The organism is Scrofimicrobium sp. R131, assembly GCF_040256745.1.
GTDB classification, from domain to species: domain Bacteria; phylum Actinomycetota; class Actinomycetes; order Actinomycetales; family Actinomycetaceae; genus Scrofimicrobium; species Scrofimicrobium appendicitidis.
This window is the reverse complement of the sequence record NZ_CP138335.1, coordinates 86,259-101,932: the sequence shown is the minus strand read 5'-3', so window position 1 is coordinate 101,932 and position 15,674 is coordinate 86,259. Positions and strand designations below refer to the sequence as shown.

Here is a 15,674-nt window from a genome sequence, read left to right as displayed (position 1 = left end):
CCCATTTTGGTTGGCTGACCTAACCCTGCCCTCCCTCGCCGTCATCCGGATTCTTCGGAGTCTCGGTCGGGGTGGGGGTCGGCGTCGGGGTGGGGGTCGGGTCCGGAATCGGCTCCGGGCCCAGCGACACGGTGATGGTAATGGTGGATCCAACCGGCACCAAACCGCTCGGCGTCAGGGACACCACGGTCCCCTCCGGATACAGGTCCGAGTAGGCCGTCTTTTGCGAGGTGTTCAAGCCCAGGCTGTGCAGCTGGTCGGCCACCGAGTCGGCGTCCGCGCCTTCCATCCCCTGGGGCACCTCAACATTGCCGCTCGCCATGACCAGGTTGATGGTGGCGCCCACCGGCTGGGTGGAGCCCATCGGCGGATCGGTGCTGACCAGGGTGTCCTTCTCAGCGTTGGCCTGGTCCTTGGTGGTTACAGTTCCCACCTTGAATCCCAGTCGCTCCAACTCCGCTTTGGCCTGCGCCTGCGTCCAGCCGGTCATGTCGGGAACGGTGGCTGATCCGGGACCGTCGGACACGGTGACAGTCACCGTGGTACCCACGTCGACCAGCTGACCTTCTGGCGGATTCGAACTGACCACGTGGTCCTTCTCGACCTCTGGATCCTTCACCCGCTCCCCGACGGTCATTTTCAGACCCAGGGCTTCAAGCTCAGTTTGGGCCACGCTGGCAGACTTGTTCACCAGCGCCGGCACCGCCACCTGCTCCACCTCGTCGACCGGGGGTTCACGCAGCAGGAAGTAGGCGACGCCGCCCACTAGCGCCAACGCCAGCACCACCAGGAACCCAATCAGGACCCCGCGCCCACGCTTGGGCTTATCTTGGATCGCCTCCCCGTTCGTGGTGGTGTTCTGCAGGGCCAGGTTGCCCGCCGCCGGCGTCCCGTTGGACCGCAGCGGACCGCTGTAGACGGCGGTGGCCGCCGGAGCAGCACTCATCGGCGTGGTAACCGCGGTCCACGAGGAAGTTTGAGGGGCGCTGACGCTCAGGCCCTTGCCGGCTCGCTCCAGATCGACCCGCATCAGGGTGGTGGTCTGGTAGCGGTCGGCAGGATTCTTCGCCATCGCCTTCAGCACCACCCGATCCAACGATTCGGGCACGTCGCCGGCGATGGATGAGGGCAGGGGCGGGATCTCGGAAACGTGCTGGTAGGCCACCGCCACCGCAGAGTCCCCGGTGAAGGGGGGACGACCGGTCAGCAGCTCGAACAGCACCACGCCGGCCGAGTAGATGTCCGAGCGCTCGTCGACCCGCTCGCCCCGCGCCTGCTCGGGCGAGAGGTACTGGGCGGTGCCCACCACCGCATTGGTCTGCGTCATGGTGGCCTGCGAGTCGGTCATCGCCCGGGCAATCCCGAAGTCCATCACCTTGACCGAGCCGTCGTTGGTCAACATGATGTTGCCCGGCTTGATATCGCGGTGAACCAGACCGGAGGCGTGGGAGTACTCCAGTGCGGCCAGCACCCCCATGGTGATCTCCACCGCCTCGTTCAGGGGAACCGGGGTGCCGTCAGACAGCAGATCCTTGACGGTGTGCCCTTCGACGTACTCCATCACGATGTAGGGAACGGAGACCGGCTTGCCGTCGGCCCCAATCACGTCCTCTTCCCCGGTGTCGTACACGGCGACGATATTCGGGTGGTTGAGCGAGGCGGCCGCCTGTGCCTCGCGCCGGAACCGAGTCTGGAAAATGGTGTCGCGGGCCAGGTCGATGCGCAGCATCTTGATCGCCACCACGCGCGACAGGCGCGTGTCGAAGCCCAGGTGAACCTGAGCCATGCCGCCGCGTCCGATCAGCGAGCGGACTTCGTAGCGGCCTCCTAGACGCCGGGAAGGGGAGTTAGCCACGTGTGAACCTCCTGCATTTGCTGGGTGACCGCGGCGGCCGGAGTGTCCTCCGACCCGGTGACCTCATGATCTCTAAACATTGCGACGACTATCAAAATTACGGTCAGTACGGTCAGACCGACAATAACCCACAGGCCCCAGCCGGTCTCGGTCCGGTCCGCGGCGGGGCGCTCCGACCGGGTGGGGGCGGGGGAGCGCGATGCTCTGGCCCCCTCGGCGGCGGCACGGGAGGGTGCCACCGGCCGCCTCGGCCTCTGTGAGGCGGCCGGGACCGCATCCGGGCTGACCGGCAACCACTGTTTGCGAACGTGGTGCACGGGCGGGACCGGGGGATTGGATGAGGGGGACGAGGCGGACGGGGACGAGGCGGAGGGGGCCGGGCTCGCCAGGGCCGCCTCGGCCTGGGCCACCGGCCCGCTCAGCTCCACCTTGGGAGCAACCGTGGGCTCGGCTTCCGCGGCCGGGCTCCCATCCGGGTCCAAATCGAAGTCCAACCATCGGTCCGACGGCCCTGCCGGTTCGGGCACTTGGGCTGCTGCCGGAAGGGGCTGACCCTGGGGCGCGGTCGGAAGCGGCGTGTCCGCGGGCAACTGCTGAACCCGCAGCGGAACCGGGGCGGTGCCCACCCCAATCTCCTCGGCCACCCGGGTCAGCTCGCGAGCCAGCGCCGCGCCGGTGTTCGGTCGGTCGTCGGGGTCCTTCGACAGCAACCGGGTGACCAGGTCCGCCAGCGGCACGGGAACGTCAGCGGGCAGCGGGGGAATGTCCTCGTTCACGTGGGCGAAGGCGATGTCCACCTGCGAATCCCCGGTGTAGGGGCGCGCCCCCGCGAGGGCTTCAAACGCGATCACCCCCAGGGCGTACAGATCCCCGGCCGGGGTGGCTACCTTCCCCAGGGCCTGTTCGGGCGGCAGGTACTGGGCGGTTCCCATCACCATTCCCGCTGCGGTCAGGTTCGCCTGTCCCTGCGCCAGGGAGACGCCGAAGTCGGTCAGCTTGACCCGGCCGTCGGCCTTCACCAGGATGTTGGCGGGTTTGATGTCGCGATGCACCACGTCAGCACGGGCAGCCGCATCGAGGGCGTAGGCGGTTTGCAGCAGGACCGGGATCAGTTCGGCCGGGCTCAGTTTCAGCCCGTCACCCATGAACTCGTTCAGCGGTTGGCCCTCGACCAACTCCATGATGATCCAACCCTGCGAGTCCTCTTCGCCCGAGTCGAGCACCGCGGCAATGTTCGGGTGCTTCGCGCGCATGGCGTTCTTCGCTTCCAGCCGCAGGCGCGAGAGGGAGACTTCCTCCCCGGTCAGTTCCGGGCGGAGCACTTTGGCCGCCACCAGCGCGCCGGTCAGGGTGTCGCGCGCTTTCCACACTTCGCCCATCCCGCCGCGGGCAATCAGGGTCAGCAGCATGTAGCGTCCACCCAGGCGCCGACCGGTCCGGTTCTCTGCCGCGCTCATTGCAGCCCCACCTCCAATAGTTTCCGGACAATGGGACCGGCCACATCCCCGCCGTGCGGGGTGGGATTGTTCTCGTCACCCTCAACAATCACCGACACCGCTAGCTGCGGGTTGTCGGCCGGGGCGAACGCGACCGACCAGGCATTCGTGTACGAGCCGTCGCCCACCTCGGCGGTACCCGTCTTGGCGGCCACCGACACCCCGTCCAGGGCCATGGAGGCCCCGGTGCCGTATGGTTCGCTGACCACGGCCTTCATCATGTCGGTCAGCTGGGCGGCCACCTCGGCGCTAATTGGGGTCGCCAGTACTTCAGGTTCGGTGACGGAACGCTCCCGGTTGTCCGCATCCAGGGTCCGGTTCACCAGGTAGGGCTGCATCATCTGGCCGCCGTTAGCCACCGCCTGGGTCACCATCGCCATTTGGAGGGGCGTGACCGCCACCTCGAACTGGCCGATGGCGCTGGTGGCGAGTTGGGCGGCGTTCAGCTCATCGGGGAAATAGGAGGGGGTGACTTCGAGAGGAATCTCCAGCTCGGCCCCAAAACCGTAGTCCTTGGTCACCTGCTGGAGTTTGCCGGCGGGCAGGTTCGCCACCGCCAGCGCAAAGGTGGTGTTGCAGGAGCGGGCAAAGGCTTCGCGCAGGCTCACCTGTCCCGACCCGCAGTAGGAGCCCTCAATGTTGCTCAGCTGGGTTTCGGTTCCGGGCAGGGTCATGGTCGGCGGCGAATCCACCACCGTGTCCGGGGTCAGCCCGGACTCCAGCATGGCGGTCGCCGTCAGAATCTTGAACACCGACCCGGGCGCGTAGCGGTCCGAGGCGATGGCCCGGTTGTTCATCGGTCGGGAGGGATCGTCCTGGAGGTTCTGGTCGGCTTCCAGCGCGACCGCGGTATCCAGTGAGGCCAGCGGGTTTGGGTCAAAAGTGGGGGAGGAGTAGAGCGCCAGGATCTTCCCGGTCTTCACGTCTTCCACCACGACGGCGCCTGCCCGGTCCCCAAGTGCATCCGCCGCGGCCTGCTGCAGGGCGGCCGACAGGGTCAGTTCCACTCCGCCGCCCTGACGGGGTCGGCCGGCAAACAGGTTCCGCAGGCGCTGCATGAACAGCTCGGAGGTTTCCCCCTCCAGCACTTCGTTGGCGGCCGCCTCCATCCCGGTGGCGTACAGGTTGACCGCAGAGAAAAATCCGGTCACGGCCGCGTAGGTGCCGCCCGCCGGGTAGACGCGCCGGAACCGTTCCGTCCCGTCGTCCAGGCGTTCAGAGTAGGCGATCGGGTTGCCCTCGACAATAATGGCTCCGCGTTCCCGCTCGGCCGCCTGCAGAATCTGGCGGGAGTTGCGCCCGTCGGCTTTCAGCGAGGGAGCGTTCACCACCTGGATCAGGGTCAGGGACAGCGCCAACACCAGGAACATCAGCAGGGCCACGGCAAAGATGCGGCGAACTTGGGCGTTCATCGGATGTCCCCGATCGTCGGCTGATCGTCCGGTGAGACGGGGCGAGCGGGGGTGGCGGGCCCCGAGATGGGGGCGGTGGTCGGGCCGCCTGCGCGCCGGCTCGCCCGCGCTAACCAGCGGGAACGAGGCCGCTCAGCCTCCACAGCCGGCAGTTCACCAGTCGTGGTTGGCACGGAGTCGTACTTCCACGGGGTGGGGGTGGGGGCCGGGCGCCGGGCCGCATTGGAGATCCGGAGCAGCAGCGCCACGATCATCCAGGAGGCAATTAGGGAGGATCCGCCCTGCGCCAAGAAGGGGGCGGTCAGACCGGTCAGCGGAATTACCCGGGTGATCCCACCGAGGACCACGAACACCTGGAGGGCGAAGGAGAAGGACAGGCCCGTCGCCAGCAGCTTCCCGAAACCGTCCCGGGTTCCCAGGGCTGCCCGAAGGCCGCGCTGAATCAGGATCAGGTACAGCAGCAAGATGGCGAACATCCCGACAATCCCCAGTTCTTCCCCCAGGGAGGCCAGGATGAAGTCGGACTGGGCAAATGGCACCAGCTGCGGATAGCCGCGGCCCCACCCGGTGCCGAGCAGACCCCCGTTGGCCAGGCCGAAAATGCCCTGCACCACCTGGTAGGACCCACCTGTTTGCGAGTAGATGGCCGGGTCGAAGGCGTTCAGCCAGACGTCGAATCGGTTCTGGATGTGCGGCATCGCCTTGACGATGATGATGGCGGCCGGGATGAACAGCAGGGCCCCCAGCACCAGCCAGGACACCCGGTTGGTGGCCACGTACAGCATGGTGACGAACAGGCCGAAGAACAGCAGCGAGGTGCCCAGGTCACGTTGGAAAACCAGGATCCCAATCCCGATTGCCCACACCACCAGGATCGGTCCCAGGTCCCGTAGCCGCGGGAGGCGCAAGCCCAGGATTTTCGGTCCGCCCAGCGACAGCTTGTCCCGGTTAGTCACCAGGTAGCCGGCAAAGAATATGGCCAGGGTGACTTTGACGAACTCGGCCGGCTGGAACTGAAACCCAAAAATCCGGACCCAGATGCGGGCGCCGTAGTGTTCCACCCCGAGGCCCGGGATCAGCGGCATCAGCAGCAGCAGAATCGAAATCAGCCCGAAAGTATAGGTGTAGCGGCGCAGCACCCGGTGGTCGCGCACCACCACTAGAATCAGGGCCGCCACCGCAAGGGCCACCCCGGCAAATAGGAGCTGTCGGGTACCAACCGTGGCTTCGCCCAGGGCGGCGTAGGACAGGTCGAGCCGGTAGATCATGGCCAGCCCCAGCCCGGTGAGGGCGGTCGCGGCCGGCAGGATGACCGGGTCAGCGTAGGGTGCCAGGAAGTAGACGCCAATCTCTGCCATCACGGCGAGTGTCACCAGCAGGCCCACGTGCAAACCTAGGTTTGGGGGGAACTCGCCGGTCCGGTTGAGCGACGTCAGCACGTAGCCGCCGACCCCAACGCACAGGGCCAACAGCATCAGTACCATTTCTACTGCCCGGCGGGGCCGAGCGGGGGAGACCTGAACGGTCGCCACTAGGCACCACCCCCCTCATTCGGGGCCGCCGCCTTGGGGGACGAGCTGGGGCTGGGAGTTGGGGTCGGGCTGGGGGTCGGTTTCGAGTCGTCGCCCGACTGGGATTGACCGGTGCCGGTGGTCGGCTCGGCCGCCTTCTGACGCAGTCGAAGTTCAGCCAGGTACTGGTCGATGTCCTCGCGCGAGGACCTGGTCACCGGGTCCTCCAGCCGCTGTTGATCGATGGTCGGCAAATCCTCCAGCCGGATGCTGGTCACCTCGACCGGGGTCGCCAGCTCCAGACTGCCGATCTTCTGGGGAATGCCCTGGAAGACCACCACTCTGCCGTTGTCCCCGAGCGCAAAATACTGCGTGCGGGTCCACTGCCAACCCCACCAGAGCCCCCCGGCGATCAGCGCCACCACGATCAGGGCGGCAGCGGCCGTCCACCAGTGTCTTTTTTTCGGGGTGTGGGGGCCCTCCTCGGTCCCACCAGCAATTGGAGTTGGTTCTTCTGTTTCGCTGATCAGCGCGGCGGCCCGTCCAGCAGCCCCCGGGATCCGCCGCGACGGGTTGGACCGCTCTACCGCGGCAGCCCCCACCACGATCGGGGTGTCGGAGACTTCCACCGACGAGGGAACCACGTCGGCCAGGACCACGGTGACGTTGTCGGGGGCGCCCCCAAGCAGCGCCAACTCAATCAGGGTGTCGGCGCAGGCGTCCAGGTCGGGGACCCGGCGCAGGACCTCGGCGATGGTCTCGGCCGAAACCACCCCCGACAGTCCGTCCGAACAGAGGAGCCAGCGGTCGCCCACGATCGCTTCTCGCATTGTTTCGTCGGCCGAAACCACCCCGGGGGAGTCGCCCAGCACCCGCAGGATCACTGACCGCTTCGGGTGGTTCTCCGCCTCTTCGGGGCTGATCTGGCCCGAATCCACCAAATACTGCACGAAGGAGTGATCCGTGGTCACCTGGGTCAGGCTCTCCCCGCGCAGAAGGTAGGCCCTTGAGTCACCGATGTGAGCCATCGCCAGCTTGTTGCCGGACCGAAGGAGCGCAATGCAGGTGGTGCCGAGGCCGCGCAGCTGTGGTTCCACCCGCGAGCGCTCGATCAGCTCGTCGTGTGCGCTCTGCAGGCCCTGTCTCAGCAGGGTCAGCATCTGTTCAAACGGGACCGCGTCCTCATCGAGGGGAGCCAGCGCCGCGACCGCCACCGACGAGGCGATGTCCCCTCCGGCCGGTCCGCCCATCCCGTCGGCCAGGACCAGCAGGTGCTGGCCGGCATACCCGGAGTCCTGGTTGTTCTCCCTTAGCAGCCCCACGTCGGAGCGAGCGGTGAACTCAAACTGTACATCCATCTACTTCACCAACTGGAAGGTGGTCTGGCCGATGCGCACGGTCTCCCCCACCAGGAGTCGGCGCGGGCCCACCAGGCGTTCGTCGTCGACAAACGTCCCGTTGGTTGAACCCAGATCAGAGATAATCCAGTCCCCGTTGTTCTCTTCAATGCTGGCGTGCCGACTCGAAGTGTAGGGGTCTTCCAACACCAGGGTGGAGGAGGGGGCCCGACCGATCGAAATAGTGGCCCCGCTGAGGGGGATCTTGGTTCCGGTCAACGGTCCCCCGGTGATCAGCAGGTTGTGCGGCTGGGCCAAGCCTCCAACCTTCTCGGTCTTTAACCGGCCACGTCGGCCCGCCTGCGCCTGGGACCGGCCGGCACCGCGAGCGGTCACCACCGTGCCGTAGATGTCCTTGCGCAGCACGGCCACCATTCCTAGGACCAGCAGCCAGAGAAGAACCAGGAATCCAAGTCGAAAGATGGTGAAGGCCAACTCTGAGTTCATTGAGCGCTCACATCTTCAGGGTGAGTCCAAAAGTAAATGGGGGTCCGGCCGATCACAATCTGGTTGCCGTCGACCAGGGTGGCTGCATCCACCCGGTGCCCCTCGACGAAGGTGCCGTTGGTGGAGCCGAGGTCCGTTAGGATCACCCCGGACTCGGTGATCCGAAACTCCACGTGTTTGCGGGAAACCCCCGAGTCGTTCACCTGGATGTCGGCCTCTGATCCACGTCCGATCACTGTTACCGGCTCGGTCAGGAGCCACTTTTCGCCATCAATGTCGATGATCGGGTGATCCGGTGAGGCCACCGCCCCCGCGGCGGGAGCAGCCGGGCCTCGCCGCCGCTGCGCCACCACCTCCAGGTTTCCGGTGAACTCCTGGTCGGACCCTTCGAAAGAAACGGAGATTGGACCCAGCAGGGCGTATCCCTGCTTGGAAACGTAGTTGGTGAGGTCTTCGGCCAGCTCGGCCGAAAGTGCGCCTAAACCGTCTTCACCCAATGTTGTGAAGTCGGAGGGGGAAACTTTGACCAGGTACTCATTCGCGGTAATACCCTGGCCCTCAGCCACATCCAGCAGCCCGTCATCAGCGGCGCGCTGCAGGGCAGACGAGACGTCAACCGGCTTCAGTCCGGACTTGAAGACCCGCGAGAAGACGCTGTTGACGCCCTTCTCTACTGCGTTTTCGAAACGATCAAAGAAGCTCATCGTTTCCTCCCTTTTTCCCTGCCCGTGACCGTCGCGACGCCGTGCCAAAATACTGTCGTGTCGGTACTCACACCTCTGAAGCTCGTAGTTAGAAATAAGGCTACCGCACAGGCGGTCGTTAGCACCCGTTTGCCATCGTAAACGGGAAAACCGGGCCTAACTAAATCACTGCAACCTCATCGTGACCAAGACTACTGTCTCGAAGCTCCGCTCAGTTTGACCGAACTGGGGGAGGTGTCGGTATAGTAATCACGAAGCGCGAGTGGCGGAATAGGCAGACGCGCACGGTTCAGGTCCGTGTTCCAGTGATGGAGTGGGGGTTCAACTCCCCCCTCGCGCACCACCAGAAGTGGCCTCCGGCCGGGGATTCAGTTCCCGGGTCGGGGGTCATTCGCGTCATAAGTGCTAGTAGAAGTGCTAACGGCTGCCGGAGCCGACCAAGCGCCGAAGCTTCTGTGCGGGGCTTGATGCTGCCTTGCCCAACGGTCTCGAAGCTGCGTGCTTGGTATCGTTATGGCATGCTCGCCCGTGGCCCCGCTCATCTCTTCATCGCGTGGGCTGTTCACGATGTTGAGGAGGCTGTGGCTTTTCCGAGCATCTGCGATGCCCTGGCTGATCGGACTGGTGTCGAGGCGTTGCGCATGGATCAGCGTCAGTCATGGCTGGCTGTTGGCCTGATGGGAGTTCTCGTCGCTCTCGCCTGTCGCCGGGGCACGATATCGAATGGCCACTCGCGGTTCTATCGGGCGATGGTCGCGGGACTTCAGGCACATGTTGGCACGCATCTGTTGGCTTCGGTGCTGCAACATCGGTACACGGCTGGCGTTGCGACTGCGCTTCCGGTCATGCTGCCCGGTGCTGAGTCTGCTCGTCGGGAGCTTCGCGACCTCGGCGAGCCACTTCGCGCGAAAGACTATGCTGCCGGGGCTGCGCTCCTGCTCCCTGCTGCGCTGGGTTGCCAGGCACTCGCGCGCATGTTGATTCGGAGAAGGTAGACCTTATTGGACCGAACGCAGAGAGCTCCAAGTTGTCTGCTTACTTGGTTACCGCGCCGGTTACGAACCGCGGTGCAGGCAGCGCGGGAACAGCGGCTGTCATGGCGAGAGGTAGGCGAAGCGATCGGCACCAGCGGCGAAGCCGCCCGCCAGCGCTACACCACAGTGCATGACCAGCGACTGGAACCACAACACCGCCTACCATCCGTGAATCGCCCGCGTCATCACTCAGCGCGGGCACCGCGGTCACATTCCGGTCGCCGCCGAGAGCGGTTAGCTGAGCGATGAGGCGTCCGGACGGCGGGATGTCAGCAGATGTCAAAGGTCGTATTGGTGGTGGCCGGGGTGATTGTGGCCGAGCCGATGCTTCCACCTCGTCCACCAGCCCCTTCCCCCAATACCAAAAGGCGGCCCACCCCGGGATCGCCGGGATCGGGCCGCCTAGTCTTTGGAGGAGCGGTTAGGGCTAGAAGAGGCCCCCCACCCAGAATCCGAGGGTGGCTGCGACCACCGTGAGCACCAGGGTGGTCAGCGCGGTGATGAGCGCCTCGGTCGGCTTTCCTTCGCGGAACAGTTTTTCCACGTCTACGCTGGCAGTCGAGAACGTGGTGTAACCGCCGAGGACCCCAACGGTGAGGACGCTCAGCCACGGAGAGCCGGGCGCCACCGCGCCGAATAGCGCCACCAGCAGGCCCATGATGAAGGCGCCGGACACGTTGATAATGACGGTCGCCCAGGGAATCTGGCCGTGGAACTTTTTGCCGAGGCGCGCACCCATGACGTACCGTCCGAGGGCGCCTCCGGCTCCGCCCACCCCGATCAGGGCCACGTATAGAGGACTCATTGCTGACCTGCCTTCCGGGTGGCTGAGGTAGATTTCAAGATGGTTTGACCCAGGTAGAAGCCGGCCAGCGCCCCGAGGACGCCCGCCCCGACCACGACGATGGCACCCACCAGCAGGTCCAGGATCTGACCGTGCAGCAGATCCTGGCTCAGAGCTTGAGCAAACTCGCTGTAGGTGGTGAACGCTCCCATAAAGCCGGTTCCCAGGAACAGGGTCAGGGTGTGGCGCCGAGGGGCGTCAGACGGAGTCTTGCTGAGGGAGGAGTAGAGCAGTCCCAGCAGGAACGCTCCGACGATGTTGATGACGACCAGGAATAGGCTAATGCCCCAGACCTTCCCGGGGATCATCTCGGAAACTCCGTAGCGCACCAACGCTCCAGCGGCGCCGCCCAAGCCCACCAGCAGGTAGGGCCAGCCGGAGATGCGCCGATCAATCTCCGGGATGACATGTTCAAATACGCTCATAAGGTCAGGGTATTGAGCCATATTCGAAATCGTCAACAGATATATACCTATGACATGGGTCGCAAACAGAAGCCACCTAGACTATCATCATATAAACACTTAAGAGTCACGCCAATTTTGGCCGCCACCTCAGCACCAAGGTTGCCGCCCGCCCAAAGTGGCTCTATTTTAGGGATTCTGGGCTCTCCGTCCACGTGGACTAGGGCTGGTACGTCCAACAACCAGCCGCAGCAGCCGCGGCCAGTAGGATAGAAATTAGCGCCACACCGTGAGGCAAAAGACAATTAGTCGCCCGGCAGAATATGCCGGATCTGTGACCTAATAAACTAGCGACTGCCCTCTGATTCCCACCAGCTGAGGAGGCGCTTGGTCGCTTCCTCTTCACCCAGGGGCCCTTCCTCCATCCGCAGTCCCAGCAGGTACTTGTAGGCCCGGCCCACCTGCGGACCCGGCTTCAGCGACAACAGGGACATGATTTGCTCCCCGTCGAGGTCAGGTCTGATCGAGCTGAGCTCTTCCTGCTGGGCCAACTGGTCAATCCTGCGCTCGAGGTCGTCGTAGGCGGCGCTGAGGAAGTCGGCTTTCCGCCGATTTCTGGTGGTGCAGTCGGCTCGGGTCAACCGGTGCAACCGCTGCAACTGCTCCCCGGCATCGGTGACGTAGCGGCGGACGGCCGAATCGGACCAGGACTGCTCCCCGTAACCGTGGAACCGCAGGTGCTGGGCCACCAGTTGGGTCACCGCCTCGGTGGTCCGCTTGTCGAATCGAAGTGCTTTCATCCGCTTCTTCGTCAGCTTCGCTCCCACCAGCTCGTGGTGGTGAAAGCTGACGCCGCCAGCCTCAAACTTGCGCGTGTCCGGCTTGCCCACATCGTGCATGAGGGCCGCAAACCGCAAGACGAAGTCCGGTCCCGGGACCGGGCCGTCCGGACCGGTTTCCAGGGCAATCGCCTGATCCAACACCGTCAGGGTGTGCTGGTAAACGTCCTTGTGCCGACCGTGCTCATCTGCGGTGGCAACCAGGGCGGAGAGCTCTGGAAGAACCTGATCCGCCACCCCGGTGTAAACCATCAACTCGATCCCTCTGCGAGGAAACGGGCTGACAATCAGGCGTTCAAGTTCTGCCCTGATCCGTTCCGGGGAGACAATCTGGAGGCGATCGGCCAACTTCTCCATCGCCTCCATCACGCTCAGATCCACGTCGATTCCCAGCTGCGCGGCAAAACGCGCGGCGCGCATGATCCGCAGAGGATCGTCTTCAAAACTCTGCAGAGCCGAAACCGGGGTCCGCAGGAATCCGTTGGCCAGGTCTTCCAGGCCGCCAAACGGATCAACCAACGCCATCTGCGGCAAACGCATCGCCACCGCGTTGACGGTGAAGTCGCGCCGAGACAGGTCCCCCTCCAACTCGTCCCCGTAAGCAACGGTTGGCTTGCGGGAATCGGACCGGTATTCCTCCGTCCGGTAGGTGGTGATTTCAACCACCAACTCGCCTTTTCGGGCACCAATAGTGCCAAAGTCACGACCCATATCCCAGGTGGTGTCAGCCCACCGGTCCAGCAGTTCCTCGGTTTGGTCGGGACGAGCGTTGGTCGTCAGGTCAAAATCGTGGGGCTCCACCCCGAGAAACGCATCGCGAACCGGGCCGCCCACCAGGGAGAGCTCGTACCCGCTCTGGGTGAACAGCTCGGCCAGCGTCAGCAGGGGACGGGGCAGCGCCGCCAGCGTCTGCCGAGCGTTGGCCAGCAACTGCGGCACGTTCCCCGAACCGACTAGTTCCCAGCTGTTGTTGTCTCCCAAAGCGACTCCCATTCCGCGATTTTTCGTGACAAATGCCGTCTGATAATCCACGTATCCACCCTCTAGATTGCCACGAGCGAACGGTCAATGGCAGAGAATATTACCCTTTCCGCCTAAGCTGTGAACATGACCACCCACGATCGCCTGCCCGTGCCGGGAATCCCGCACCCGCCTCGCCAGCGGTCAGCCACGCGTTCGTGGAATCGGTTCCGCCTCCCCATTTCCGAGGAGACTTCGGCGGGCGGCCTGTGTGTCCGGGTGGATCGGGGAATCCCCTTTGTCGCGGTGATTGCGCGGCGCGGACGGAACGGCAAACTGGAGTGGTGCCTCCCGAAAGGACATTTGGAAAACGGGGAGACCGCGGTCGAGGCGGCCCGGCGCGAAATTGAAGAGGAGGCCGGCGTACGAGGCGAGCCGATCCAGCGCCTCTGTACTATTGACTACTGGTTCTCCAGTCCGCGTTCTCGGGTCCACAAGACCGTGCATCACTACCTGTTCGAGTACGTGGGTGGGGAGATCACCGTCGACAACGACCCGGATCAAGAAGCGGAGGAAGCAGCATGGGTTCCTCTGCGCGCCGCCCTGACCAAACTGGCCTACCCCAACGAGCGCCGCGTGGTGCAGGTGGCCTTGGAACTGCTGTATCAAGGGTCTCAACGGTGACTCGCAACTCCCAGTGGCGCGCACACGCCACCGCGCTGATCTGGTGCTTTCTTCTGCTACTCGGTGGGGCGGGGTGGTCCTGGCTGGCCCCAAGCGCGCACGCGGACGAGACGACACCGGGCACTAACCGCGGCGACGAGTTCTCCATCGCGGGCCTCAGCCCGGAGCTGTATGAGCCCGGCGACGACCTGCGCCTGACATTGGATGTGGGCGCCCTCCGACCCGGCACCCATTGGTTCGCCGAAGCATTCCTGCAACCCACCCAGTTCAACTCGGCCGAGCAGATGAGCTATTTCCTCCAGGGGGAGGGCTTCCCCGGCTGGCGGATCGGCGCCGACCAGATCACCGTTCGGGACGAGGCAACGCTGGACTGGACCGTGCCTGCCGACGAGATGCCGATCCCAGACGCACAAACTACCGGGGCTCGGGGCCTGACCGTTCGCTTCTCCAACGGTGATCAACTCTGGGAAGCGCGCAGCCTCCTCATCTACGCCCCGCTGGAAGAGCTGTCCCGCACCCGGGTCAGTCTGCTAGCCCACGACTCACTCAGTCCCACCCAGGTCGACTCGGTCGAACAGTTTGTCGACCAGTTCACCCAGCTGGGTGGCTTCAGCCTGGCCGTCAGCCCGCAGGTCGCCTACGGCACCGAGGGGCGCAACGCAGAACTGATTGACCAGCATCGCCAAACCCTGGTGCAGAGCGGGGCGGACCTGGTGGTGCTGCCCGAGGCGAACGCGGACATTTCCGCCCTGGCCGCCGCAGACCTGACCCCGTTGATGAACTTGGCGCTTGAGTCTCGCACGGAAGGTCCGGACGATCCGGACTCAGACCCGCAGGACCAGCCGCAATCCGCTGATCCGCCCATTGCCCCGGTGCCCACCGACCGGCTGCTGACCGACATCGCAATGGCCTCCCCGACCGGGTTCACGCTGGAAGCCCTGCAAAAACTTACCGGCAACACGGTGATTGCTCCCGCCACCTGGGGCGTGCCCGAGCTGTGGCACGGCCTGATTACGCCGACCGGCCGCCTGCAAATTGGCATGGAAAACGGCGTGATTGCAACGGAAGGGACGCCGAATTCGATCCGCGTGGTCGACCGGTGGGTGCCGGTTGAGGAACTGCTGAATGAACCGGTGGAAAGTCCCGGCCAGGAGCTGCTGATCCGCCAGCAACTGCGAACCATCAGCATGATGGTGGGGCTGCAGGACCCGTCCGACCAGCGATCACTGTTCGCCGAACTCCAGCCGGGCTTTGACTGGGCCAAGCCGGAACTGACCAACCGGGTGCTCGCCCTGCTGAACAACCAGTGGGTGGAGCCGACCGGCCTGTCCGAGTTGTTGGAGTCGACCCCGTCAGAAATTGGTCGGCAGGTGGTGCCGCGAAACGGGGACGAGGTGGAAGCCTACCTGACCCAGCTGGCGCCTCTGGCTCGGGAGTATCAGCGGGCCGAGGCGGTGGCCATGGCCGGTCGGGATGGCAACATGGTCCTGGCACCCTATCGGGAGACGGTCCTGGCGCCGACCGCGGCCTCCCTGACCGAGTCCGAACGCACCGCGCTGGTGACCCAGGCGGTCAAAGACCTGACTAGCCTGAGCCAGTCGATCAAGGTTCTGCCTCTGTCCACTGTGAACGTGGTCCACCACGATGCGGACTTCCCGGTCTCGATCACCAATCAGGGGCCGGAAGAGGTGACCCTGGAAGTGGGGTTGGTTCCCTCCAGTCCGCACCTGCAGGCCGGCCAACTGGCCCACGCCACCATCCCCGCGGGCGGCCAGGTCGAGGTGAAGGTGCCGGTTCGCGCGGTCGGCTCCGGCGACGTCTCGGTGCAGGTGGTGGCCCGGAATCTGAGCGGGCAAATCGTCGACGATTCCCAGAGTGTCACGGTTCGGGTTCGGCCCACGTGGGAGGACATTGGCACCATCGTGGTGGTCGGGGCGGCGCTGTTGCTGTTTACCTTTGGCATCATTCGAAGCGTTCGGCGCGGGCGCAGACGGGTCCGCAGAGCCGCTCCGCCTCCCCCGAGCAGCGCGGCGCCCGTAATAGACTCGAACTGATTAGTCGCGGGCCGAATGACCAGGAGTGAATGA

Annotated in this window: 13 protein-coding genes and 1 tRNA gene; 4 read left to right on the top strand and 10 right to left on the bottom strand. The window is 64.8% G+C overall.

Annotation, left to right across the window (positions count from 1 at the left end):
* Window positions 1-19: 19 nt before the first annotated feature.
* Genes pknB through SAC06_RS00465 form a run of 7 tightly spaced genes read right to left on the bottom strand, consistent with a single transcriptional unit; the run spans window position 20 to window position 8,822 of the window.
* The gene (gene pknB, locus SAC06_RS00495; RefSeq protein WP_350258270.1) at window positions 20-1,855 is read right to left on the bottom strand and encodes a Stk1 family PASTA domain-containing Ser/Thr kinase; all 1,836 of its coding nucleotides are present in this window, start codon (window positions 1,853-1,855) and stop codon (window positions 20-22) included.
* Window positions 1,828-3,312, bottom strand: coding sequence for a serine/threonine-protein kinase (locus SAC06_RS00490; RefSeq protein WP_350258269.1), 1,485 nt, complete (start codon window positions 3,310-3,312; stop codon window positions 1,828-1,830). Before SAC06_RS00490 ends, pknB begins: the two co-directional genes overlap by 28 nt.
* Window positions 3,309-4,763 (bottom strand): peptidoglycan D,D-transpeptidase FtsI family protein, encoded by a 1,455-nt coding sequence (locus SAC06_RS00485; protein WP_350258268.1) that lies wholly within the window; start codon window positions 4,761-4,763, stop codon window positions 3,309-3,311. Before SAC06_RS00485 ends, SAC06_RS00490 begins: the two co-directional genes overlap by 4 nt.
* The gene (locus SAC06_RS00480) at window positions 4,760-6,295 is read right to left on the bottom strand and encodes an FtsW/RodA/SpoVE family cell cycle protein (RefSeq protein ID WP_350258267.1); all 1,536 of its coding nucleotides are present in this window, start codon (window positions 6,293-6,295) and stop codon (window positions 4,760-4,762) included. The genes SAC06_RS00485 and SAC06_RS00480 overlap by 4 nt, the downstream gene beginning before the upstream one ends.
* The gene (locus SAC06_RS00475) at window positions 6,295-7,632 is read right to left on the bottom strand and encodes a PP2C family protein-serine/threonine phosphatase (RefSeq protein WP_350258266.1); all 1,338 of its coding nucleotides are present in this window, start codon (window positions 7,630-7,632) and stop codon (window positions 6,295-6,297) included. Before SAC06_RS00475 ends, SAC06_RS00480 begins: the two co-directional genes overlap by 1 nt.
* Window positions 7,633-8,118 (bottom strand): FHA domain-containing protein, encoded by a 486-nt coding sequence (locus SAC06_RS00470; RefSeq protein WP_350258265.1) that lies wholly within the window; start codon window positions 8,116-8,118, stop codon window positions 7,633-7,635.
* Window positions 8,115-8,822: a DUF3662 and FHA domain-containing protein gene (locus SAC06_RS00465; RefSeq protein WP_350258264.1), complete on the bottom strand. Its 708-nt coding sequence runs from the start codon at window positions 8,820-8,822 to the stop codon at window positions 8,115-8,117. The genes SAC06_RS00470 and SAC06_RS00465 overlap by 4 nt, the downstream gene beginning before the upstream one ends.
* A 256-nt stretch (window positions 8,823-9,078) precedes the next feature.
* On the opposite strand from SAC06_RS00465, the gene SAC06_RS00460 reads away from it, so the two are divergent.
* Window positions 9,079-9,165, top strand: a tRNA-Leu gene (locus SAC06_RS00460).
* On the top strand, window positions 9,131-9,817 hold the full coding sequence (locus SAC06_RS00455) for an HXXEE domain-containing protein (RefSeq protein ID WP_350259195.1): 687 nt from the start codon (window positions 9,131-9,133) through the stop codon (window positions 9,815-9,817). Before SAC06_RS00460 ends, SAC06_RS00455 begins: the two co-directional genes overlap by 35 nt.
* Window positions 9,818-10,283: 466 nt before the next feature.
* Here the strand turns inward: SAC06_RS00455 and crcB are convergent, their stop codons facing one another.
* The 3 genes from crcB to SAC06_RS00440 form a co-directional block, all read right to left on the bottom strand.
* Window positions 10,284-10,661 carry a fluoride efflux transporter CrcB gene (crcB, locus tag SAC06_RS00450; protein ID WP_350258263.1) on the bottom strand — a complete coding sequence of 126 codons (378 nt, stop codon included), beginning with the start codon at window positions 10,659-10,661 and terminating at the stop codon, window positions 10,284-10,286.
* The gene (locus tag SAC06_RS00445) at window positions 10,658-11,125 is read right to left on the bottom strand and encodes a CrcB family protein (protein WP_350258262.1); all 468 of its coding nucleotides are present in this window, start codon (window positions 11,123-11,125) and stop codon (window positions 10,658-10,660) included. The genes crcB and SAC06_RS00445 overlap by 4 nt, the downstream gene beginning before the upstream one ends.
* 326 nt (window positions 11,126-11,451) lie before the next feature.
* Entirely contained in the window at window positions 11,452-12,936 is a 1,485-nt protein-coding gene (locus SAC06_RS00440) for a CCA tRNA nucleotidyltransferase (RefSeq protein ID WP_350258261.1), read from the bottom strand.
* A gap of 114 nt (window positions 12,937-13,050) precedes the next feature.
* On the opposite strand from SAC06_RS00440, the gene SAC06_RS00435 reads away from it, so the two are divergent.
* Window positions 13,051-13,587 (top strand): NUDIX hydrolase, encoded by a 537-nt coding sequence (locus SAC06_RS00435; protein ID WP_350258260.1) that lies wholly within the window; start codon window positions 13,051-13,053, stop codon window positions 13,585-13,587.
* Window positions 13,584-15,641, top strand: a complete 2,058-nt coding sequence (locus SAC06_RS00430; RefSeq protein WP_350258259.1) for a DUF6049 family protein — start codon at window positions 13,584-13,586, stop codon at window positions 15,639-15,641. Before SAC06_RS00435 ends, SAC06_RS00430 begins: the two co-directional genes overlap by 4 nt.
* Window positions 15,642-15,674 lie beyond the last annotated feature (33 nt).